This window comes from Collinsella aerofaciens (genome assembly GCF_040915425.1).
GTDB classification, from domain to species: domain Bacteria; phylum Actinomycetota; class Coriobacteriia; order Coriobacteriales; family Coriobacteriaceae; genus Collinsella; species Collinsella aerofaciens_BW.
Map to the genome: position 1 here is coordinate 1 of NZ_JBCPDN010000022.1, position 23,754 is coordinate 23,754.

Annotated in this window: 19 protein-coding genes; 1 reads left to right on the forward strand and 18 read right to left on the reverse strand. The window is 60.7% G+C overall.

Annotated features, from left to right (window positions below; all coding sequences use genetic code 11):
* The 10 genes from AB5164_RS04495 to AB5164_RS04540 form a co-directional block, all read right to left on the reverse strand.
* Window positions 1-986 (reverse strand): RecQ family ATP-dependent DNA helicase (locus AB5164_RS04495; RefSeq protein WP_368147842.1); only part of this gene is annotated, 986 nt, incomplete at its 3' end.
* Between the two features lie 432 nt (window positions 987-1,418).
* The gene (locus AB5164_RS04500) at window positions 1,419-2,138 is read right to left on the reverse strand and encodes a GntR family transcriptional regulator (RefSeq protein WP_117821108.1); all 720 of its coding nucleotides are present in this window, start codon (window positions 2,136-2,138) and stop codon (window positions 1,419-1,421) included.
* Window positions 2,139-2,242: 104 nt separating this feature from the next.
* Complete coding sequence (locus AB5164_RS04505) at window positions 2,243-3,250, reverse strand: YitT family protein (protein ID WP_040359122.1); 1,008 nt, start codon at window positions 3,248-3,250, stop codon at window positions 2,243-2,245.
* A gap of 355 nt (window positions 3,251-3,605) precedes the next feature.
* Window positions 3,606-4,235, reverse strand: a complete 630-nt coding sequence (locus AB5164_RS04510; protein WP_368147844.1) for an HAD family hydrolase — start codon at window positions 4,233-4,235, stop codon at window positions 3,606-3,608.
* 156 nt (window positions 4,236-4,391) lie between these two features.
* Window positions 4,392-5,375: an SIS domain-containing protein gene (locus AB5164_RS04515; RefSeq protein WP_368142235.1), complete on the reverse strand. Its 984-nt coding sequence runs from the start codon at window positions 5,373-5,375 to the stop codon at window positions 4,392-4,394.
* A 198-nt stretch (window positions 5,376-5,573) separates the two neighbouring features.
* Window positions 5,574-6,407, reverse strand: a complete 834-nt coding sequence (locus tag AB5164_RS04520) for a PTS system mannose/fructose/sorbose family transporter subunit IID (RefSeq protein ID WP_368142236.1) — start codon at window positions 6,405-6,407, stop codon at window positions 5,574-5,576.
* 13 nt (window positions 6,408-6,420) lie between these two features.
* Complete coding sequence (locus AB5164_RS04525) at window positions 6,421-7,215, reverse strand: PTS mannose/fructose/sorbose/N-acetylgalactosamine transporter subunit IIC (protein ID WP_006235136.1); 795 nt, start codon at window positions 7,213-7,215, stop codon at window positions 6,421-6,423.
* Window positions 7,216-7,251: 36 nt separating this feature from the next.
* On the reverse strand, window positions 7,252-8,175 hold the full coding sequence (locus AB5164_RS04530; RefSeq protein WP_368142237.1) for a PTS sugar transporter subunit IIAB: 924 nt from the start codon (window positions 8,173-8,175) through the stop codon (window positions 7,252-7,254).
* A gap of 183 nt (window positions 8,176-8,358) precedes the next feature.
* Entirely contained in the window at window positions 8,359-9,441 is a 1,083-nt protein-coding gene (locus tag AB5164_RS04535) for a DMT family transporter (RefSeq protein ID WP_349116383.1), read from the reverse strand.
* 397 nt (window positions 9,442-9,838) lie between these two features.
* Window positions 9,839-10,831 (reverse strand): SIS domain-containing protein, encoded by a 993-nt coding sequence (locus AB5164_RS04540; protein ID WP_349130007.1) that lies wholly within the window; start codon window positions 10,829-10,831, stop codon window positions 9,839-9,841.
* 205 nt (window positions 10,832-11,036) lie between these two features.
* On the opposite strand from AB5164_RS04540, the gene AB5164_RS04545 reads away from it, so the two are divergent.
* Window positions 11,037-11,759 (forward strand): GntR family transcriptional regulator, encoded by a 723-nt coding sequence (locus AB5164_RS04545; RefSeq protein ID WP_349130009.1) that lies wholly within the window; start codon window positions 11,037-11,039, stop codon window positions 11,757-11,759.
* Window positions 11,760-11,780: 21 nt separating this feature from the next.
* Here AB5164_RS04545 and AB5164_RS04550 read toward each other — a convergent pair whose 3' ends face one another.
* The 8 genes from AB5164_RS04550 to AB5164_RS04585 form a co-directional block, all read right to left on the reverse strand.
* Window positions 11,781-12,371 carry a GNAT family N-acetyltransferase gene (locus tag AB5164_RS04550; protein WP_368142238.1) on the reverse strand — a complete coding sequence of 197 codons (591 nt, stop codon included), beginning with the start codon at window positions 12,369-12,371 and terminating at the stop codon, window positions 11,781-11,783.
* 76 nt (window positions 12,372-12,447) lie between these two features.
* Window positions 12,448-13,473, reverse strand: a complete 1,026-nt coding sequence (locus AB5164_RS04555; RefSeq protein WP_368147846.1) for a threonine aldolase family protein — start codon at window positions 13,471-13,473, stop codon at window positions 12,448-12,450.
* A 45-nt stretch (window positions 13,474-13,518) separates the two neighbouring features.
* Entirely contained in the window at window positions 13,519-14,382 is an 864-nt protein-coding gene (locus tag AB5164_RS04560; RefSeq protein ID WP_368143314.1) for a phosphatase PAP2 family protein, read from the reverse strand.
* 56 nt (window positions 14,383-14,438) lie between these two features.
* The gene (mfd, locus tag AB5164_RS04565) at window positions 14,439-18,071 is read right to left on the reverse strand and encodes a transcription-repair coupling factor (RefSeq protein WP_368147848.1); all 3,633 of its coding nucleotides are present in this window, start codon (window positions 18,069-18,071) and stop codon (window positions 14,439-14,441) included.
* Between the two features lie 220 nt (window positions 18,072-18,291).
* Window positions 18,292-19,758 carry a hypothetical protein gene (locus AB5164_RS04570; RefSeq protein WP_368143283.1) on the reverse strand — a complete coding sequence of 489 codons (1,467 nt, stop codon included), beginning with the start codon at window positions 19,756-19,758 and terminating at the stop codon, window positions 18,292-18,294.
* 209 nt (window positions 19,759-19,967) lie between these two features.
* Entirely contained in the window at window positions 19,968-21,014 is a 1,047-nt protein-coding gene (locus AB5164_RS04575) for a zinc ribbon domain-containing protein (RefSeq protein ID WP_368143282.1), read from the reverse strand.
* Between the two features lie 118 nt (window positions 21,015-21,132).
* Window positions 21,133-21,798, reverse strand: coding sequence for an endonuclease III (gene nth, locus AB5164_RS04580; protein ID WP_368147849.1), 666 nt, complete (start codon window positions 21,796-21,798; stop codon window positions 21,133-21,135).
* A 63-nt stretch (window positions 21,799-21,861) separates the two neighbouring features.
* Window positions 21,862-23,664, reverse strand: coding sequence for an ABC transporter ATP-binding protein (locus AB5164_RS04585; protein WP_368143302.1), 1,803 nt, complete (start codon window positions 23,662-23,664; stop codon window positions 21,862-21,864).
* Between the last annotated feature and the right edge of the window lie 90 nt (window positions 23,665-23,754).

Genomic DNA, 23,754 nt, shown 5'->3' on the forward strand with positions numbered 1-23,754 from the left:
TAGGCCTCGATGCTCTCGGGCACGTTGTTGTGGATCACGTAGCGCACGTTGGGCTTGTCGATACCCATGCCAAAGGCATTGGTGGCAACCATCACCTGAATATCGTCGTCGATAAAGGCGCGCTGGCTTTGGCGACGGGCGTCGTTGCCCATACCGGCATGGTAGCGGCCAACGCGAATGCCGCTGGGACCCAGCGCCTCGGCAAGCTCACCTGCCAGCGCATCGACCGTCTTGCGGGTCGAGCAATACACGATGCCGCTCTCGCCCGAATGCGCGATCACATAGTCGCGCACCCACGCGGCCTTGGCCTTGTCGCCCATCTCCTCGCAGCCAAAGTAGAGGTTCTTGCGATCGAAGCCCGTCACCACCGTCGCAGGGTTTTGCAGGCCGAGCATCTGCTGAATGTCCGCGCGCACGCGCTCGGTCGCCGTAGCGGTAAAGGCCGCCACGATGGGGCGCTGCGGCAGGGAATCGATGAACTCGCGAATCTGAAGGTAGGCGGGGCGGAAATCCTGGCCCCATTGGCTTACGCAGTGGGCCTCGTCAATGGCCACGAGCGGCACGCCGATGCCGCCGTCCGCCGCGGCCTCCTGCGCAAAGGCTAAAAAGCGCGGCTCGAGCAGGCGCTCGGGCGCCACGTACATAAGCTGGTAGCGGCCCTCGCGTGCCCGCTTGAGCACGGTGTTTTGCTGGGCCGGAGTAAGGCTGGAGTTGAGATAGCTGGGGCGCGCACCCGCCGCGAGCAACGCACGGGTCTGGTCCTCCATAAGCGACAGCAGCGGACTCACCACAAAGGTGATACCGGGCAGCATGAGCGCGGGCACCTGGTAGCAAATGGACTTGCCGGCGCCCGTGGGCATAACGCCCAGTGCGTCGCGACCGGCAAGGATCGCATCGACCATGCGATCCTGTCCCGGGCGAAACGAGGTGTAGCCAAAATAGGCGCCGAGCGTGTCGAGCGCCGTCTGCTGCATGCTATCGGTCATGGTTTCCTAACGTCCAAGTCATCTGCCGCCGATTATACGCCGCCACGCGGACCGGTGCCGCACGGCTGCCGGCCACGGGCATTGCGGTCCGAAAGGGATCCAAGGGGAACGAGCGTGGATTTTTGGACGCTTTCCGGATGAGCGTGGATAATCTCCCACTTTGAACCCGTCACCAAGCCAAAAACGGAAGATTATCCACGCTCATTCTATGGGTAGTCGATGTTTTGGCAATGTCAGCGAAAGCCCGCCAGAGCGAGCAAGGTGACGCGAAGCGAGGCGGCATTGACCTTCTGGTCATGCCACCGAAGCTGAACGTCAGATTGCCGCTCTGGCGGGCTTGCAGCGTCGAGCCGTTACGCGGTTTGGTAAAACCGCGTAACCAAAGGCGCAGCGTCGACCGGTCCGCCGTTCGTCAGAACGGCGGAACCAACCCTACATGACCATAACGTAGCGCGATCCCACGTAGTACTGCTTACCCATCAGGACCGGCTCGCCATTGGGGCCGATAAAGCCGGCACGCAGATTGAGCAGTGGATCGTGCGGAGCAATGCCCAACTCGGCCGCCTGCTCGGCGTTAGCGCGAACGGCCTCGACCGTGCGGTAGCCAACCGAGACAATCGGCGTTCCGCCAACACGCTCGACCTCGGCAAAAATGGACTTGTCCTCAAGATCGGCCGTCAACAGCTCGCGGTAGGCGTCAAACGGCACAAAGATGTTCTCCTCAAAGATGGGCTCGCCGTCGGCCGTACGCACGCGTTTGATATGCAGCAGCAGCGCATCCTTCTGCAAGCCAAAGAACTCCATCTCGTTTTGACGCGCCGGAACGATCTGGCGATCGACCACATGTGCGCCCGCCTTCATGCCATTGTCGGCACACAGCGCGGTAAACGTCTGCAGCGTCGAGGCGTGGAACTGGCGGTTGATGTGCGGCGTGGAGACAAAGGTGCCGCGGCCCTGCTGCTTAACCAGGTAGCCATCGGAGCACAGTTCCTCGACGGCACGGCGCACCGTAATACGGCTCACCTCGTACTGTTCGGCAAGCTCAAGTTCGGACGGAATACGCTCCTTGGGTGCATAAACACCTTTCTCAATCGCATCCTTGATCTCGTCGTAAATCTGCTGGTAAAGCGGTGCATTTTTGGGCGCAGGCATATCTGATCACTCTTATCAAACTATCGAAATAACTAATACGTATATAACGTCTTTTTATATGTTATCTCAGTTTGATAAAACGATACACCACATACAGCAAATCCTTACTTGCCGTCGTCCTGCTGCAGGCTGTCCTGTTCACTGAGGCGCGCCTGCCTGCTGGCCATGCGTGCGGGCTTGTCGGGATCGGGAACGGCCGTGGGCATGGGCTCGTCGACATGACCGCCCCACCAGCCGCCCACAAAGTTGAGCGTGTGGAACACGTTGATCACGGCGCCGGGATCAACGTCGCACACCAGCTTGATAATGTCCTGACTCTCGTAGGTCGAGACAACGGTGTTCAGCAGGTACATCTTTTCGCGGCTATATCCGCCGACGACCTCGGCGCAGCTAATGCCGTGCTGAAAATGGTTTACGTAGGCAGTCATGACCTCGTCTGCCTTACGCGTCGTGATCTGCAGCGTCACGCGATCGTAGCGACGATAGAAACTGTCGATGGTCTTGGTCGAAATAAACTGGAACACGATGGAATACGCCGCCTTGTCCCAGCCAAACATAAAGCCAAAGATCGCCAGGATAAAGCAGTTGAAACCAAAGATGACGCCCCAGATGGTCTTGCCCGTGTGGTTGGAAACCCACAGCGCGATAAAGTCGGTGCCGCCGGTGGATGCGCCGGATTTAAGTGCGATGGCAGCGCCCAGACCCGAGACCACGCCGCCAAAAATGATGAGCATGATCTTGTCGCCCAAAAATGGAGCGAAGTGAAAGACGTTGAGGAACAGCGACGAGAGCACGACCTGCATCATCGAGAAGATGACGAAGCGCTTGCTGATGCCACTCCAGCATAGGAGCGCCACGGGGATGTTGAGCGCGAGCATACCGAGCGAGATGTCGATGTGAACGCCGCCCAGCGAGGTAACGCGATCGAGCAGGACCGCAACGCCGGTGAGGCCGCTCGGAAGCAAGTCGGCGGGCTGAATGAACGCCTGGATCAGGAATGTCTGGAGAACGGCGGAAATCGTGACCGCCACGGCAGTAATAGCGCGGCGGACGATGGTGAGGCGGCCGAGTACGAGCACTCGGTCCGTGAGCTGATCGATGGCGTTCGCCACGCAGGCTCCTTTCGAAGGCAGATGTAGTTGTGGGGTATGTCCGCGATTGTAGCATGGAGCGACAGAGGGCGCTTCAATTCACCCTCTCTCGACAACCAAAACGGGACAAGCAAGCCCACGACCAAAGGGCAAAATTCCAAGTGAGTAGACTTTTCGCGACCTGCCGAGCACAGCCAATAACAGCCACCTCTGTGACCTGCGGTTTTACTAAGGCAGAAACGCTTTGTGCTCGGCCTGCGCCAAAAAGTCTACTCACTTAGTCTGAGTCGAAGCCAAACGGGCCCAAATCTAAGCCAAATTAAGCCCATCCGCATCAAAAGACGCGTGAATCCGTACTTCTCGCGATGGATTGACGCTACAAAGCGGCCAAAATGTCGGCCAGGTTGTCGATGATGGTGTCGGCGGCGGACTGGTCCAGGTTGACGCCCTCGTGCGGACGCAGCGCCAGGACTCGGGCGCTGGAACGCTTGCCAGCCTCGATCCCCAAAGGCGAATCCTCGATAACCAAGCACTCGGCAGGCTCCACCCCCAGCGCCTCCATGGCACGCAGGTAGATCTCGGGGTCGGGCTTAAACGCACTGCACTCGTGACCGCTGATGGTGTAGTCCAGCACGTCGGCGATACCGGCAATCTCCACCAGCTCGTCGATCAACTCGCGATAGGACGAGCTCGCGATGGCACACTTCACGCCACGCTCATGCAGCTCACGCATCACCGGCTCCGTCTGCTCGTTGAGCAGCTCGGCATACGGAACGGGGTGGTCCGGGCTGTAGACCCGCTTGTACTCCACGCGTAGGCGCTCGCGCAGCTCAACATCGTCGGGCACCAGCGCCTCCCAAATGGCCGGCTCGTTAGACCCCGAAAGATCGGGAATCTCGTCAAAGTGGAACCCCTTCTCTTCCATAAACGCCACGCGGCGGCGGTTGTAGAACCACTCGGTATCGACCAGCACTCCGTCCATGTCAAACAGCACTGCCTTGATCATATGCATCTCCTCCCACCTGCCAAAAAGGGACAGGTTTATTTTGGTAGGTTTTGTCTGGGGTTTTATGACGCGACAGACACGCCCCCAAAGCAAAAAGGGGACGGGGCGCAAACCCCATCCCCTCTCAATCAACCCGTAAGGTCTACTTACTTGTGATTAGTAGGAAAGCTTCCACATGTAGCGACGCATGGTCAGCGGGTGCTGACGGGCCTCGGCGATCTGGTTGCCATACTCGCGCATAACGGCGAGGTGCAGCAGCGGGTTGAAGTAGGTGACGACGCTCGCGGGCACGGCGTCGGCCAGGCCGTAGTCCTTGGAGTCGATCAGAGCGACCTTGGCGCCCATGCGCTCAAGGAAGGTGAGGGCGCGGGCGTCCATCGGACGGGTGGCGCCATCGGACATGAAGAAGACGTAGGGCTTACCCTCGGTGGAAACCTCGAACGGGCCGTGGAAGTACTCGCCGGTGTTGTAGGCGGCGGCGTCGATCCACTGCATCTCGGTGAACAGGAAGGCGGCGTGAGAATAAGCCATCTTCTCGGAGGCACCGGAAGCCATGAAGTAGATCATCTTGTCGTCCTTGAAGTCCTCGGCGAACTTCTTGGCGAGCTTCTTGCAGTGCTGAGCGGCGTTCTCGCAGAGATCGAAGATGTTGGTGAGGCCGGTGATCATGTCCTCGTAGTGGTCATAGCCCTCGGTCTGCTGAAGGATCTCGAGAGCAAGAGCGATAGCATAGCCGGGCTTCTCGCACTTGGCAGCGTAGTTGGCGTGGAAGCCGTGAACGATGACGTGGTCGGCGTCGACGGTCAGAGCGGAGCCAGCCTTGTTGGTGAGGGAGACGACCGGGCAGTTGTGCTTCTTGGCGGTCTTGTTGGCCTCGACGGTCTCGGGCGTGGAGCCACCGAGGGAGCAGGTGATCACGAAGGTGTGCTCGTTGACCCAGGAGGGCGTGTCGTAGTTGAACTCGTTAGCAGTGAAGATCTGAACGTTCAGCTTGTCCGTGTTGTTGGCCAGGAAGTACTTGGCGGGGTAAAGGTCGGACATGGAAGCGCCGCAGCCGACGAAGGCGACGCTGTGGATCTCGTGGTTGGACAGGACGTCAGCGACGATCTGCTTAGGGAGGTCAAGGTCGATCTCGTACATCTGACACATTCCTTTCGATTTTTGCGGCGCCACATTGCCGGGCGCTCGCAGGGTTACCGTGGTTTGGACCGAGTCGCCGGCCCGTTGAGGATGTGACAAAGGGACTGCCCTTTGTCACATTTTGGGGATGGAAGCCTGCCTGGGGTATGGGATGCCAGGCAGGCCTCCGGGGGAAAGCGGTTAGGCGCTTAGTCGCGACTAGGCCAGGATGCCGGCCGCGGAGAGGGCGATGCCGCCCACAATGGCGATCACGAGAAGCCAACCGGTGTTGACGTTCTTCTTGATGAGCCAGTACATAAGGCCGGTGAGGCCGAGGGAGATCATCTGGGGCATCATGCCGTCCAGGATGTCCTGGATAACGACGGTACCCTCAGCGAACTGCAGCGGGGTAGTGGCGCCGATCAGCGTGGCGATCATGCCGCCCACGGACATAAGACCCACGATGCCACAGACATACATGAGCTTCTCCATGAGGTCGCCGCCCTGAAGCTTGCTCAGGTACTCGTGGCCGCCCTGATAGCCCATCTTGGCTGCGAACCAAGTGATCAGCACAGAGGGGACGATGGAGATGAGCATGGCCAGGATCGGGCCCATGATGGAGCCCTGCTGAGCCAGCTGAACGCCCAGGCCAAAGGCGATAACGCGGATGGTGCCCTGGAAGAAGGAGTCACCGATGCCGGAAAGCGGACCCATGAGGGAGGTCTTGACCGCGTTAATCGAATCGGGATCGAAGTTCTCGGGATCCTTGGCGTACTCCTCCTCCATGGAGGCGGCGAGGCCCAGGATGAAAGCGCTCGTCTGCGGGGTGCAGTTGTAGAACGCCATGTGACGGTGGTAAGCCTCTTTCTTAGCAGCGAGCTGCTTGGGGTCGGACTCATCCGGATAGAGGCGATCAAGCGTGGGAACCATGCCGTAGAGGAAGCCCATGTTCATCTGACGCTCGTAGTTCCAAGAGGCCTGGATGTGCCAGGAGCGCCAGAAGAACTGGCTGACCTTCTTGTTCAGGGACACGTCCTTGGTTGCGGTTGCCATAGTGTGTTCCTCCTTAGTCTTCGTCGTCTTCGAGCGGATCGTAGTCGGAATCGACACCGGCGGCTGCATGGGAACCGTTGAACTTGAAGCCCATGAAGACGACAGCCAGGCACACACCGATCAGAGCGACCGCGATGACGGACAGGTTGAGGTAAGCGGCGAGCAGGAAACCGATGAACAGGAACGGAGTCATACCCTTCTTGATCATCATGGTGAGCAGCAGGGCCAAGCCGTAGGCGGTCATGATCTTGGTCGAAACGTTAAGACCAGTGGACAGCCACTCGGGAACCATGTTGACGATGGCCTGAACCAGGTCGGTGCCAACAAAGACGGCGAGGAAGATCGGCAGGAAGTACATGACGGCGTACAGACCGGAGCCGGCGCAGATGTGCATACGGTAGGCGGTCTTGAACTTTCCGTTATCGATCGCGCTATCTGCCACATGAGTGAGGGCGGCGATGATGGAACGGAACACGATGCCGAGGAGCTGACCCAGGACGGCGACCGGGATGGCGATCGTCATGGCGGTCTCGGCGGAAGCATCGGTCAGGCACGCAAAGGCAGCGGCCACGATGCCGCCCAGGACCATATCGGGCGGAACGGCGGCGCCGACCTGCACCAGGCCCATGGACACGAGCTCGACGGCGGCACCGACGGCAAGGCCGGTGGGCACATCGCCCAGCAGCAGACCGACGAGCGTAGCGCCAACGAGGGGCTGCTCGAAGTTAAGACGACCGAGCAGGCGGGAGTCCCACATGCAGAACACGCCGACGAGGCCGACGAGCACCGCACTGATGAACGTATTCATACCCTTCTCCTTTCAGTCAGGCAAAAGCCTGGTTGATTACAGCTTGGCGTCGATGTCGACGCTCTGATACGTAGGGGTCTGCTGGACGTAGAGCTTAATGCCCATGTCGAGCAGCTGGTTGACGTCGGCCTTCTGGTTGGCGTCGAGGAAGACGGAGCTGTCCTTGCCGCCGACCTGATCGGCACCGTCGTGGTTGGCGGTGGCGCCCAGGTTGATGGCGTCGAGCTTGTAGCCCTGGCAGAACTGCAGCATCTCGGCCGTGTTGCCAAAGACGAACATGACGCGCTCGCCGAGGGTGTTGAGCTTGTCCATCTTGGCGAGGGCACGCTCGACGGTGAAGACGTTCAGGCGCACGCCCTGAGGCTTGGCCAGCTTAAGAGCGCCCTTCTTGATGTCATCGTTGGCGGCAGCGTTGTCGACGACGATGATGCGCTCGGCCTGAACCTTGGTGGTCCAGGTAAAGACGACCTGGCCGTGCAGCAGACGGTAGTCAAGACGTGCGAGGACGATCTTGGCGGGACCGGAGCTGTGACGGGGCGCCTTTGCCTTCTTAGCGGGAGCCGCGGGAGCCTCGACCGGCGCGTTGGGGTTGGTCAGACCGGTGCGGGCCTCGTTGATGAGGGCCGCGAGCTCGGCGCCCTTGACGGGAACGGGGCTCATAGCGAGCGTGAGCGCCAGCGGAATGTTGAAACCACTGACAACCGTGAACTTCGTGCCGTTCTTGGAAAGCTCGACCATGTTGTTGTTGACCGAGCTGCCGAGCATATCGGTCAGCACATAGACGGTGTCGTCCGCGTTGAACGTGGCGATCATAGCCTCAACCTTATTGGTGATGGGCTCCTTGTCGTCACGAGCAAGCGACACGACGTGGACGTTCGACACGTCGCCGAGAACCATCTCGAGCGTGTCTTTGGCGCCTGCGGCCAGGCCGCCATGAGATGCGAGAATGATCTGATTCATCTTGCCTCCTCCTTTTCGTTATGGTCATTATAACGTCTTATACGTTGCTTATATTGCTAATTAGTATAAAGACCGTTTGCGGGTGAAAATCGACCGTTCGCGGGTTTAACGCACTTGAAACGTGGGAGCTGGGTAGGCCGGCGACGGCGGGATAACCCCAGGTCGGACGCCGTGCGCAACCCCCTATCGCACGAAGTACCAGGGGCTTTCTTGCACGGTGGGCTCCAAGGCAATGCCCGTGCGTTCCTTAAACAGATCCATGTCCTGCGATTTCTCTGTCCACCACGCGTTGGGCTTAAAGGTCATGCTCTCAACGACATGACCGACAAACACACTGTTGCGCAGCTTGGAGAAGTCGGTGTTCATAATCAGGATGGACGCGAGCACCAGCACAATGCCCAGGACCTTGATCGCGCCGGCGGGCTCGGCATAGACACCAATGCCCACCAGTACGGTGACGACCGTCTCGAAAGACATTACGACGGGAACCTTCGATGTCTCGAGTCCCATGGACAGACCCTGCATATATAGGATGTAGGCCACGGCTGTGGGGATGAGCCCAAAACCAAGGAACAGCAGCAGCAACTGTGGCGACATTGCCGCGGCGACATCCGGCCACGGAGCCGCGATAGCTGCCATAACCGCACCGCCAAAAACAAAGCCCCAAAACGTGACAGCCAGCGGGTGGACCGTCTTGGTTGCTATCCGGCTAAACACCGCGAGTGACGCACCACAAAGGCCTGCAATCACGCCCGACGTGACGCCCCAAACCGAAAAATGAAAACCGGAAAGGTCACCATTGGTCACTGCAAGCACGCAGCCAACGATGTTAAAGACAATGGCAACGAGCTTGTTGGGGGTCACGTCCTCGCGATAAAGCACGCGGCCGAGCATGACGCCAAACACCGGCGAGGTGTAGAGCAGCACCGAGGCCGTGGACATGCCCACCTCGCCCATGCACTCGTAATAGCAGGTGTTGGCGGCGGCCAAACCGACGATACCGACAAGCGCGCAGGGAACGAGCTCTTTAGGACTTGCCTTGAACAGAGCCAGCGGACCCTGAGCCACGGTAGACCCCTCACCCGGACGGCAGCCCATAAACATCAGGACCGGCGCCAAGATAAGCGCTCCGACCAACAAGCGAAAGGCAGCCATGCTCTGGGACGAAACGCCCATGGCCGAGATGCCGTTTACAAAGATTCCGATGCTGCCCCACATAAGCGCGGCGATCAGCACCAGCACATAGCCCAGATTGCTTTTCTTCAACGCAGCCTCCTCGGTATTGTTTCCAATATGTTTCACACTACGTTATAGTCGTTATATACATTTTTCAAGACACAAATCGGCGAGCGGAAAAATCTGCTCTACCGCTACAACCCATTGGTGCAAAGGGGTCAGGTTCATATGCGCCAACTTGGTGTAAAGTAACCTGTCCCCAATGACTAGGACTGTCCCCAAGTGCCGAACGTCTCCAAGTGCCGCATCTGGGCCAAGGCGACGCCGATGCTTTGGCAACGCCAGCGAAAACCCACCTGAGCGAGCAAGGTGCCTTGAAGCGAAGCGGCATTGACCTTCTGGTCATGCCGCTGAAGCTGAAAGGCAGATTGCCGCTCAGGTGGGTTTGCAGCGTCGAGCCGTTACGGCGTTTGGTAAAACGCCGTAACTAATAATCCAGCTTCCACATGTAGCGTCGCGTCATGTAGTCCTTGTGGGTGACGGCAGAGAGCGCGCGCATGTACACGTTGTTGAGAATCGGGGCAAAGATCAGGTGGTTGAAGTATTCGCTCACGCTGTCCTTGATGTCATTGAGGCCGAGCTCCTTGGCGTCGAGCTGATAGACGCGCTCGCCACCGTACTGGTTGACGAAGCGGATGCCGCGCTCGTCGTTGCAGCGGCTGCGGCCGACGCTGATGAGCTGGAACAGCGAGGTGCGCTTGTCCAGGATCTCGAAGGGGCCGTGGAAGAAGTCACAGGTGTTGATGGTGCAGGAGTCGATCTGCAGCATCTCCTGCACGTTGCAGATGCTAAAGACGTAGGCGGCACCAAAGAGCGGACCCTGAGCCATGACGTTGATGCAGGGCTTGTCGGCGTTCTGCTCGGCCCACTTGGCAGCGAGCGGACGAGTGTACTCGACGGCCTTGCGATAGATAGGGTCGACCAAGTCGAAGGCGGCCATGGCGGTCTCGTACTCGGCATAGCCCTCGGTCTGCTGCGTAAGCTCCATGGCGATCATGGTCACGACAGCGGAGTTGGTGCGGCCCATGCAGGACTCGTCGACGGCCAGGCTGTCGTACTGGATCTTGTAGTCGCAGACCTCGGTGAGGCCGGACTCGTCAACATAGATGGCGATGGTGCTGGCGCCGTGGTCCTTGGCGACCTGGGCGGCGATGATGGTCTCCTTGGTGCCGCGCATGGACACGACGACGGCCAGAGTGTTCTCGTTGACATAGGCAGGGGTTGCGTGCACGAACTCGTTGCTGGTGTAGCTGGAGCTCACGACCTGTGTGGCCTCGTGCTCCATAAAGTACTGGGCAGGATAGTTACCGCCGTTGGATCCGCCGGCGCCAATCCACACGACGCGCTTGATGCCGCCCTTGTCAGCCTTGTCAGCCAAAACCTGGGAGACGACGTCCTTAACCTGTTCCTGAGTAGTCATCGTGCATCAGCCTTTCTTCTCGTTTGATGCTCTCGATGGCATACAAGTTACATACATGTTTTGGCTATGTCGACTAGTTGTATGCTATATTTGTCTTAGAAATTTTGCTGATGCGGTTTTCGATAACTAGCTACCAGCGGTTTTATTGTTGTATTGAATACATGCTTGATTAGACTCGCATACAAGTTAGATACAGGTTGATCGCATGAACGCTTCATCTAAAAAGAAACTGAGCCAGTACGAGCGCTTGGCGGGCATGTTGCGCGACCGCATCGCCGCCGGCACCTACGCGCGCGGAGACAAGCTGCCGTCCGAGATGGAACTCATGGACGAATCGGGGCTGTCGCGCAGCACCGTACGCCATGCCCTTAAGGTGCTCGTTGATGAGGGTCTGGTTCGAACCGAGCGCGGGCGCGGCGCCTTTGTGGCCGACACGCCGGCGCTCCACGAGAACAACCTGGTGTTTTCGAGCTATACGGCGCAGGTCCAGGGTCAGGGCATGAAGCCCACCACGCGCACGGTGGACTCGGGCTTTACCAAGGCGGGCGGCAGCATAGCCAAGTTCTTTGATGCCGCCGTGGGCAGCAAGCTCGTCAAACTTGTCCGTCTGCGTTATCTGGACGATGCGCCACTGTGCCTGGAGACCACCTATCTACCACCGAGCTTTGAAGCACTCATCGACCGCGATATCAACGGTTCGCTCTACGCCACGCTGCGCCAGGAATTCCATCGCGCGCCGGCACAGGGACATAAGACCTTTGAGGTGTGCTATGCCTCGCAAAACGAGGCGTTTTTGCTCAACGTTGAGCGCGGGCAGGCGCTGATTCTGATCACCGACTACGTCTACGACACCGACGGCCGCCCACTCCATGTCTCCAAGCGCATCCAACGCACCGACCGCGCCAAATACACCGAGCCCATCGGCTAACCTGCCAAAATAAACCTGCCCCTAAATGGTAGGTTTGGGGAGGTCGGGGAACCAGGTTGGCTTGGGTTGGTTGGGCGTGCGCTCGGCTAGGACCAGCTCCATCCAGCACATGTCGTACCAGCGGCCGAACTTCTGGGCACAGCGGTCAAAGGCACCCACCAGGCGATATCCCATATGGGCATGGAAATCCTGACTGTTGTGCGTCAGATACTCGTCGTCCTTGTCGTGCGGCACGGCGATGAGCGCGCACATATTGGTGATGCCCATCGCGATCAGGCATTGCTTGAGCGCATCGTGCAACTTGCGGCCCAACCCGCCGTGGCGCACGTCGCGCGCCAGGTAGATCGATGTCTCGACCGACCAGTCGTATGCCTCGCGGCTGTTGAGTGGACTCACATAGGCATAGCCTACCGGACGCCCGCCCAGCTCCATCACCAGATACGGATAGCGCTCGAGCGTGCGCTCGATGCGCCCGGCGAACTCCTCAACGCTCGGCACCTCGTATTCGCAGGTAATCGCCGTCTGGCGCACATACGGCTCATAGATGGCAAGCAACGCCGGCGCGTCTTCGGGCGTCGCCAGGCGAATCGTCGGCTCGGACATCTCGGTCATACAACCCTTCTCCCCAAAAGCAAAGGCCGCCCTGCGCCAAACCCAGCGCAAGGCGGCCCCTCGTCATTACATCAGGCTACAGGACAGCCGCCAGCGCGTCGATGTCCTCCTGCGTCGTGGCCCAGCTGGTGCAAAAGCGCACCACCGTGTGGGTCTCATCGTACTTTTCCCAGTACTCGATCGAGGCATGCTCGCGAATGCGGGCCATATCCTCGTTGGGCAGAATCACGAACTGCTGGTTGGTCGGCGTCTCCAAGAAGAACTGGTAACCGTGCTCGTGCAGCACGCGGCGCAGCGCCTGAGCCGTCTCGATCGCCTGTCGACCAATCTCAAAATACAGGCCATCGGTAAAAAGCGCCTCAAACTGGACGCCCGTCAGGCGGCCCTTGGCCAACAGCGCGCCGTGTTGCTTAATGCGCGGAATGGGGTGCGCCGGGGCGTGCATGCCGCAGAACACCACGGCCTCGCCGCATAGCGCGCCGCACTTGGTGCCGCCGATGTAGAACACGTCGCACAGCTGCGCCAGCTCGGGCAGGGTAATGTCGCACTCATCGGCCGCCAGCGCATAGGCCAGGCGGGCGCCGTCCACAAACAGCGGAATCTCACGCTTCTGGCACACCGCATGAATCGCCGCGAGCTCGGCCTTGGAATACAGCGTGCCGTACTCAGTCGATAGGCTCACGTACACGGCGCCCGGGAACACCGTGTGCTCGTAGCTCTCGTTTTCGTAGAACACCTGGATATAGTTCTCGAGGTCCTCGGCGTGCATCTTGCCCTCGTAGCCGGGGATGGTGAGCACCTTGTGGCCGCCAAACTCGATGGCGCCCGCCTCGTGGCAGGCAACGTGGCCAGTCTCGGCAGCAACGACGCCCTCGTACGGCGCAAGCAGCATGTCGATCACCGTCGCGTTAGCCTGCGTGCCGCCCACCAGGAAAAACACGTCGGCGTCAGGCGCCTGGCAGGCCTCGCGAATAAGTTGCTTGGCACGCTCGGTATGTGCATCGGTACCGTAGCCGGGCTGCGGCTCCATATTGGTGTCGACGAGCGCCTGCAGCACCGCTGGGTGTGCGCCGTGGGAATAGTCGTTGTTGAACGCGAGCATGGCAATCCTCTCTTACCGGGTATCGGCCAGATGATTCAAACGGAGCTATTGTACGCCGCTGGGATAGGCAATGCGCGCGGCAAGGCACTCAAGTGCCAGTACCAGAGCAAAACCGCAGCTCACGTCACTCAAAAAGTGCGCTCCGATCACGATGCGGCCAAACGCGACGAGCGCCGCGACCACAGCCGCCGTCCAAAAGACCACACGACGGCGCGACGGCTTTTCCTTAAAGGCCGTCGCGGGAAGCCCGGCGAGCATAAGGCCGATCGCCGCATGCGCCGTGTGTCCGCTCGCAAACGACTTAAAGCCGTCCTTGACTACACCGGCGGCAATATAGGCCCACTTGTCGGGGTTGCCGATCACCCACCACGGCTGAAACTCGAGTCCCTGCGTCACCTCGATCACGCGCATGCGTGGGCGCGACCACAGCGGCTTGACAATCACGTTGAGGATGATGGCCTGAGCGACCCACACGACAAGCACCATCAACGCCCAGCGCGTGAGCTCGTCGGGCTCGGTAGTGCGCGTGAGGCGATAGACGACAAGGTTAGCGGCGATGACCAGCACAAACGTCAGAACCAGCTGAAACGCAATAAGCTTGCCACCGACGCGCAGCGATCCGATAATCTCGTAGCCGACCAGGCCCACGTTGATCAGAACGCCCAGCACGGCGAGCCACTTGCTCGTCTTGGAATCGGGGCGTGCCGAGCGCACGAGCATAACGCCCGCGACGCTCGCCGTCAGCTCGAACGGCAGCTCACCGGCCGCCTCGACAAAGCGACCGTACATGCTGCCGATGTTGAACAGCGCACTCGAGATCTGATAATCGAAGAAGCTGCCCACGCCCAGACAAAGGCACAGGACAACCGCGATAATGGCGACGTCTTTCTTATAGATGTATCCGAACATGCTTTCCTTTCGATGGAACCAGAGTGCCCAAATGGGGCGTTTGCAGCGTCGACCCGTTAGTCGTCGTCGCTAGCACCCAGCTGCTGCAGTAGCATGAGCGCCGCGGCCACGGGGCCGGTGCCGTCGTTGGCGTCGAGGCCACGACCCAGGCCGCTGCCCGCGCCGGCGCCCGCCTTGTAGGGCACCGACAGCTTGCGGCTCTTGGGGAAGTTCACCGCGCCATAGCGATTCTTGAACTCAAAGGCTACCTTCTTGGGAACGTCAACCCCCAGGAAGGTAATGCGCCCACCGCTGAGCGTGACACTCTCGAGCCCCAGGCGCTCGCCGCGGATACGGATACGCGCGCGATTGAACAGGTTGAGCCCCGCCAACGGCAGCTCACCGTGCGCGGCCTCGGTCTCCTCCTGCACCCCGTCGACACTCTCCAGGTCCTCAGCCGCCGCGAGCTTGCGGTACACGAGCACGCGCTGGTCCACCGCCGGCATGTACTCCTCGGACAAGAAGTAGTCGGCCGGCAGGTTGATGCCCACGCTCGCCGCCTCCACGCCGGCATCGTCGTCGCCGCGTGCCTCGGCCACGGCCTGTCCCAGCATCTGCGTAAACAGGTCAAAGCCCACACTCGACAGGTTACCGTGCTGCTCGGCACCCATGAGCGAACCGGCGCCGCGGATCTCCAGGTCGCGCATGGCGATGCGCATGCCGCTGCCCAGGTCCTGGAACTCGGAAAGTGCGGTCAGGCGCGCCGTGGCCTCCTCGGTGAGCGGCAGCTCGCCGGGGAACATAAAGTACGCGTATGCCTGCGTGGCCGAGCGGCCCACGCGGCCCTTAAGCTGGTAGAGCTGTGCCAGGCCCAGGCGCTGCGAGTCCTCGATGATGAGCGTATTGGCCGTTGCGTTGTCGATGCCGCTCTCCACGATGGTCGTGGCGATAAGCACGTCGATCTTTTTGGTCGCGAACTCGATCATCACGTCCTCGACCTCGCGCGGGCCCATCTTGCCGTGTGCCACACCCACGCGCGCCTCGGGCGCGGCCTCGTGCACGCGCGCCACGGCATCGTCGATGGTCTTGACGCGGTTGGACACGTAATACACCTGACCGCCGCGGCCCACCTCCAGGCGAATCGCCGCACTCACCACGTCGGGGTCGTACTCCCCCACGTGCACGATCACGGGACGACGCCCGGTCGGCGGCGTGGTGATCAGGCTCATATCGCGCACGCCGCTCGTGGCCATCTGCATGGTTCGCGGAATAGGCGTTGCCGAGAGCGTGAGCACGTCGATTTGCTCGCGCAGGTTCTTGAGCTGCTCCTTGTGCTGCACACCAAAGCGCTGCTCTTCGTCGATGATCACCATGCCCAGGTTCTTGGGGTTCACATCGGCAGAAAGCAAGCGGTGCGTGCCGATGAGCACATCAATCGTGCCCTCGGCAAACGCCTTGAGCGCGCGCTTTTGCTGCGCCGGGGTGCGGAAACGGCTGAGCACCTCGACCTCCAAGCCAAACGGGGCAAAGCGCTCAAAGAATGTCTCGTAGTGCTGTTGGGCCAGAATGGTCGTGGGGCAGAGCACCATGACCTGACGGCCGGAGTCCACGCACTTAAAGGCCGCGCGCAGGGCGACCTCGGTCTTGCCGAAACCCACGTCGCCGCACAGCAGGCGGTCCATGGGCTTGGGCGCCTCCATGTCGGCCTTGATGTCGGCGATAGCCTCCAGCTGGTCGCGCGTCTCGTCGTAGGGGAAGCTCTCCTCCATCTCGATCTGCTCGGGCGTATCGGGCGGACAGGCGATACCGGTAATCGACGAGCGGCGCGTATACAGGTCGACCAGGTCAAACGCCAGCTTTTTGGCATTCTTGCGCGCCTTGTTGGTAGCCCGCGTCCAGTCGGCGGTGTTGAGCCTGGTCAAGCGCGGTTTATCGCCGTCGGGACCAACGTAGCGCGTAATGCGGTCAACCTGCTCCAGCGGCACGTAGAGCTTGTCGCCATCGGCGTATTCCAGCAAAAAGTAGTCGCGCTCCTTGCCGCCCACTTCCTGGCGCGCGATCTCGCTAAAGAGAGCGATACCGTGGGTAGCGTGCACCACGTAGTCGCCCGGCTTAAACGGGAAGGTGATCTGCGTAATGTCAACCTTGCGGCGGCTGCGCGCGCGGTTGGCATCCATGCGAGCGTTGAGGTCGGCGATCGAGAACACGGCCAAATTGGCGTCGGGCACCACCACGCCCTGTGGCAGGGCAGCGTCCACAAAGGTCACGCGCCCGCGCGAGATGGTGGGCACGGCGGCGCCGGCGGCAGCCTGCGCGGCACCCGCCTCGAGCGAGCGGGCGTTGAGCGCGTCGGCCTTACGCTCGCGAATGGAAGCATGGGCCTCCTGGCGTGCGGCACGGTCGGCGGAATCCGCCGCCGCCACGCGCACGCGATCGCCGATGGCACCGGCATTTTCGGGCGCCGCGGTCAGCGATTCCTCAAAGGTAATGCCCTCGTCGCCAAAGGTAAGCTCCATCGACTCGCGCGCACCGCGGTCTGGGATGGCAAACACGCAGGCATAGCGCTTGCCCACGACCTCCTGGATGCGCGTCATAAAACGGTTGTCCGAGCCTGCGATGGCAGGCTGCTCAATCTTGAGCTCGGCCGTCACCGCACCGCCGGCACGGATGAGACTCACATAGTTCAGGCGTTGCTGGGAACCAAAGTCAAGTTGCTGGGCACGCACGTACAGGCCGTCCAGACGGTCGACCCCCGCCTCGCCGGCACGTGCCTCGATATCCTCGTAGGCGCGCAGGCAATCGTCGAACAGCGAGCGCGGCTCGGACAGCACCACGAGCGCCTTGCCGCTCACATGCGACAGCGGGCTCACGGTCTGGCCGTACATCACCGGCAAAAAACGGTCGAGCTCAGGCGTGACGATGCGCGCATCCACCATCTCGAGCAGCGCCGCCAACTTGCTGTCGTCCTGGCTGGCGCGGTAGAGCGCCACATGCATGTTGTGGACGGCCTCGTCGGTAAGCGCCAGCTCGCGACAGGGGAAGATCTCGATGCTGTCCTCGTTGCCGATGGTCTGGCCCGTTGAACTCACCATGCGGCGGATGCGGTCGATCTCGTCGCCAAAGAACTCAATGCGCACGGGCGCCTTTTCCTGCGCGGGAAACACCTCGACGGTGTCGCCGTGCACGCGGAACAGGCCGGGCGCGTCGGCAGCGCCGGCATTGGTGTAGCCCATGCCCACCAGGCGCTGCGGCACCTCGTCAAAAGGAATCTCCTCGCCCACCGCAAAAGTAGTGGACTCCCAGTAGCGGCTCTCGACCGGCGGCACGCAGCGCAGCAGCGCGCGGGCCGAGGCGACCATGATGCAGTTGTCGCCGCGCACGATGCGCCCGAGTGCCTCGCAGCGCTGGGCTACCACGGCGTCGTCGGGCGCCTGCTCGCGCCAAGGGTAGTCCTTGCGCTCGGGAAAGCGGCACACGTGCGCCAGGCCCACATAGGCGGCCAGACTGCGTGCGGCGCGATCGGCCGCATCCTCGCCACTCACGATGTAGACCGTGGGGCGCGGACGACGCGCAAACTGGGCGGCGGCCATAAGCGTGCGACCCGACTGCGACACGGCCAGCGTCACGTCCTCGCCGGCATCGAGTCCGGCCTCGACAGTCTGCAAGGCCCCGGCAGTGTAGAGCTGCGCGGCTATACGGTGAATGAGCATGCTGTTCCTCCGGCATTGCAACGCCAAAAGCCCGCCGAGGCAAGCTCGGCGGGTCGTTCGTCAAATTCGTTGCCTGTCATGGTAGCGCATGGAGAGGACTCCAGCTCAAGCGTACGCCCAGCCCCGCAAAAAACGCCAGATAGAACCGGGCTCATCGGCTTCGCCAAAATCTCCCCGTCACTTCGAACGCCGCAACCACGGAAGGTGCCCCAAGAAACGGCTATTCCTCAAAAAAGCTCGCAACGTTCAAGCGGCTCGTCCACTCGCCTATGGTGTTGGCAAAGCCGACGCGTGTGTACACGCCCGCGAAACGACCGCGATACAGGTACAGGCCTTCCATATTAGAAGCGGGCGCAAAACCGAGATCATCCACAAGTCCTTTGGGTGCCTCTCCTCGATGCGGCCCATTGACAAGCGTTCCGCGCAAGCAGGGAGTCTGATACTGCTGAGCATACTCCTGTACAATCGCCCCAGCGGCCGCAGCGCGAGCAAGCACCTGGGACCATTCCCGTTCCGTGGCATCCAAGCCGGCAACAACGCCAACCGCGTTGTAGCCGCCGCACGGCTTGACAATCCATCGATCCTTTTCGGCAAATCTCGACAACTGGGCGCTTTCGTCCAAAATCTCGGTATAGGGCACATGCTCCCGTACAAACGATTGCTCCTCCGGGCTCAACAAGGACTGACCGGCCCGAGACCACAGAAATGCAAATACGGTCTTAGTCGCACACGGCCACGTTCTAAATCCGCCGACGACGCATGCGAGCCCTTCTTGGGCAGCCTCAATTAAGGCCGAGCGTCCGTCGCACGGCTTATCCCACAGCTCGCCGGTCACCGCGCGCCGCCAAACGCAATCAATAGGACCGGCGGCATCGCACAGCCGCCTAACACCGCTCTCGTCTTCGCCAATCCGCAGGTCGCGCACATCCGCAAAGCGCGCCACCACACCCCGTCGCCTCATAAGGTCGACAAAATGAGCCGCATCTTCCAAGTCGATGCTTTCCGAATAGTCGACGATTGCCACCGAAGCGGGATATATTTTTGATTGCGGTGCATAGAGCCCCTCGTCAACGCGGGCCCCGTCGTCCGATCGTGCACTATCCTCGGTGCGGCGAGGATGGGCCAGCTTCCACTCTGCATAGGTCTCAAACAATGCGTCTATCCAGCTACCGCACAAATCGTACTGCCGAAAGCCGGGGTGGTCGGATGCAAACTCCTCAAAGGAAGGCGTCATTCGCACCGCCTGACAGACCGCATCGGTCACTACCATTCCGGCACTGCCGTCGGTATTGAGCTCGCAAAACGTATACGAACCGGCATCTTCGTCAAGAAAGATATCAACACGCGCAAGGGGAATTTGGCAATCATAGCCGGCATCCATAGCGCACAGGTCAGCAAAAGCCGGATCCATGCGAAACCACGCACGCACGGAGGCATCGGAACAAAACGCCCGCGTCACCTTGTCCATAATGCCGTACATGCGCTCGGCGGCCTCCTTAAGAAGCGCCGTCATATCCATGTCGAATATCTTTGGCGTCAGAGCCCAGGGCGCAGGATCACCATGGTAGAGCGCATGGGTTTGAGACAAGTATTCGTCGCCTTTGCGACGACCAGGTAGGTCACCTTCGCGCGTGCGTACGATGCGTTCAAAATAATCTTCGAGCTCTCGCGTCTTCAATGTTGCCACGTTACCCTCCATTGCTTGATTTTTTGCTCATGCTACGCCAGCACGCACGACTTCGGCGCGCGTGAATAGGCTTCTAAATTAGCAACACATTTTTGCATGAGGCGGCAGGAGGCGACAAATACTCCAGCTCAAGCGCATGCCCAGCCCCGCAACAAAAACGCCAGACGGACGAGTCGCCTGGCGTTATCAGAGTGAGCTATACGCCGAGTCTAATCGTAGACGCCCATTTTAAGCAGTGTGAAGGTCGGGGCGCCGTCACCCTGTGCGACGCGGACCGTGCAAGTTTCGGTACGGCCCCTGGATGCATCCGCTTGAATTGCGGCGATGAACTGGTCCTTTGGCAGGCCGTAGGTGCTCTCGGGGATGTCGGAAGGAAGTAACGCACCGCCAGCACTGTAAACCTCATAGGTGAGCTCGTAGATGTTGTCGCCAAGGTCAGTCGCGCCCGTAACGATGGCACACGATGGGTTGTAATTTCCCTGGCCGTATTCCTGCTTCAGATACAAGTACCCGTCATGCGCTTCGGCCGAATCGGCAAGCATCTGCCCACCCGACCCTTTATCAAAGGTCATGTCAGCATCCGAGAGCGTCAGACCCGTCAGGCGATTGAGTTCCCTATTGATCACATCGGTCGCCATGCGCTGATAGTGACCGTTGTCATAGTCGCCTTTCTCGATTCGATACGGCGCGTTGTCAATAAAATGGCACCAGATAAACTTGACCAGCTTGTATTTCTCGTCATCAGAAAGTCCGTCAGTCGAATCGAAGCCGCCCGCCTGATACCAGTCCCGATCGAAGTGCTCCTCCGTGAAGTTCGACAGGAACAGGTTCGCCGCGGCATAAGTTGCCTGGTCGTTGAGGTCGACCTTTACGCTGCTGCCCGTCTGCCCGGGCTCTTCCGGCTCCTCTTGCTCTTCGGCAGGCTTCTCCTTGGCGCTTCCCTGGTCCTTAAGCTCGGCCGAACCCTCGTCGGACCCAAGTACTGTAATCTGCGATGAATTGCCCTGCCCAAGCGGACCCAGCACGCCGGTCAGCGCCAGCGCAGCGCCACCGGCCACCAGCACGCCCGCTATACATATGCCGATAATCACCGCGCGCTTATGCGACTTCTTCTGCACGGGAGGCATCCCTGCCGCCGGCATCGATGCGGGCTCAGCAGGCGCGGCCGCCGGAGAAGCGGCGCCCATGCGCGCCCCGCAGTTCGTGCAAAAATCGGTTCCGTCGGGCACCTCGGAGCCACACTTGGTGCAAAACATATTCGGGCATCCCCTCACAACAAACAGCATCCGTCGCCATCATATTGAGCCCTCGCGGCCCAAATGTGTTGCGCAACATTGGCCACAGCCTTCGGACGCCGGCAAAACGTGCCGGGCCCTACCCCGTCACGCGCACGCTGGGGCACAAATCTGCCAGCGGACACTCGTCGCACTTAGGCTTACGGGCGTCGCAGATCTCGCGGCCGAAGGTGATCCACTGGTGATTGACCGACTCCCAATACTCGTGCGGCAAGATCTTGAGCAAATCCTGCTCGGTCTTGAGCGGCTCTTTGGCGTGCGTCTTGGGACTCAGCATCAGGCGGTGCGCGATGCGGTTGACGTGCGTATCCACCGCGATGCCCTCCACGATGCCGTACCCCACGTTGAGCACGATGTTCGCCGTCTTGCGCCCAACGCCCGGCAGCTTTACAAGCTCCTTCATGTCGGCCGGTACCTCGCCGCCGTAGTCGGCAACGATCATCTGCGCGGCCTCCACGGCATGCTTGGCCTTACTCTTATAAAAGCCGAGCGACTTAATGGTGTCCGCCACGTCGGCCACACTTGCCCCGGCCATGGCCTCGGGCGTGGGCCACTGGGCAAACAGCTTCGGCGTCACCTTGTTGACCTGCGCGTCGGTCGTCTGAGCCGAGAGCAGCACTGCGATGAGTAGCCTAAAGGGATTCTCGTGGTCCAAAAAGCACTCAACCGGGCCATAGCGACGGTTGAGGCGCTCGCACACCTCGATGGCGCGCTCGCGTTTGGCGGCATTGGTCTCGCGTGGCATAACGACTCCTCGCTTCAGCGGCATAACAAACCTATGGGCACGATTGTCCCACGTATGGGGTCTTTACGCCTCCAAAAATGCGCCGGTCTGGCGTCCCCACAGGCTTGCGTACTCGCCGCCCGCCTCGACGAGCTGAGCATGCGTGCCATCCTCGACAATCTCGCCGTCCGCCAGCACCACGATGCGGTCGAGCGCCGCCACGGTGGACAGGCGATGCGCCACCACAATGGAGGTGCGCCCGCGCATCAGGTTCTCGAGCGCCTCTTGCACCAACGCCTCGGACTCGCTGTCCAAGGCAGACGTCGCCTCGTCGAGCACCAGAATCGGCGCATCGGTGAGGATGGCGCGGGCGATGGCCACGCGCTGGCGCTGGCCGCCCGAAAGCTTAACGCCGCGCTCGCCCACCATGGTGTCAAAGCCATGGGGCAAGCGGTCGATAAACTCAGTCGCGTTGGCCAGGCGCGCGGCCTCGCGAATCTGCTCGTCAGTGGCATCGGGGCGGCCGTAGGCGATATTCTCACGAATGGAGCGGTGGAACAGCAGCGCCTCCTGCGGCACGTAGGCAACCTGGCGGCGCAGACTCTGCTGCGTGCAGCGCGAGACGTCCTGGCCGTCCACGAGCACGCGCCCGCCCTGCACGTCGTCCAGGCGCAGCAACAGCTTGGTGAGCGTCGTCTTGCCCGAGCCCGATTTGCCCACCAGACCCACGCGCTGGCCCGCCGCCACATGGAGCGTCAGGTCGTTGAACACGCTCTCGCCCGCCGCGGCATCACGGTATGCAAAGCTCAAGTGCTCAAAATCAATCGCGCCCTCGCCCACCTTGAGCTCGGGGGCGTTCTCGTCGTCTGCCACCAGACGCGGCTCGTCCAGCACGCGCGTCATCTCGGCCGCATCGCCGAGCGCGCGGTTGATGCGCTGCATCATGGAGCTCACGTAGTTCAGGCGCATGGTGAGGTTGTACGTATAGGTAAAGATCATGACGAGCGCGCCGGCGGAGATGCCAAACCACGCGTTGCCGCCCGCTACGAACACACTCACCACAGCCATGGTGATGACGATAAGGCCCGAGGTCGTAAAGTTGCGCTGCATCATGGCGTGCATCGAAACCGTCTCGGCATCGCGCGCGGCGCGGTCGGCGGTATCGAACAGGTCGCGCTCAAAGTCTTCGCGCCCACAGGTCTTGACGGCCAGGATGTTCGTGACCGCGTCGGAAAGCACGCCCGACAGCTTGTTCTGTGCGGCGGACGTCGCGGCCGAAAGCGGCATGATGCGCTTGTACATAAGCCAGACAAACGCAATGTAGACGACCATGATGCCCACCAAGATCACGGTAAATGTGGGCACCACCGGAGCGAGCGCTGCCACCGTGCAGACAACCGAGGTGATAGTGGGGATGAGCGAATACACCGTCACGTCCACCAGACCCGTGTAGCCGCTCATAAAACGGCTCGTCTGGCTCACAAGCGATCCGCCAAAGCGGCTGGTGTGGAATGTCATGGACTGGTTGGAGAGCGTGTCAAAGCACAGGCGCGCCAAGTGATAGTTGCCCGCAATCTCGAGCTTGTAGACGGTGTAGTCCTGCAGCTTGGAGAGGATCTGGCCCACTAGGTTAACGAGCACGAGCGCCAGAATGTAAGGGCCAAAGACCTCAAACACCTGGTCGCCCGCCACGGGGCCGGCTTGGACGCGGTCGACGATAAGGGCCATCACGTAGGTGTTGGCAAACGTGAGCAAAAAGATGTAGCCCGCCGACGAGAACACCGAGAGAAAGACGATTAGCGGCTGCGTGCGCGTAACGTCCCAAAAACGCTGCAACGTGCGACGCACGGTGGAGCGTTTGAGCGGACTGGTGCTTCTCTGAGACATGGGCTTCCTTTCGCGTCTGATAGGGCGAAACGCCATTGTTGCACACTAAAGTGCACTTCAGGCAGGCACGATGCGAAAAGCGGCGAGGCG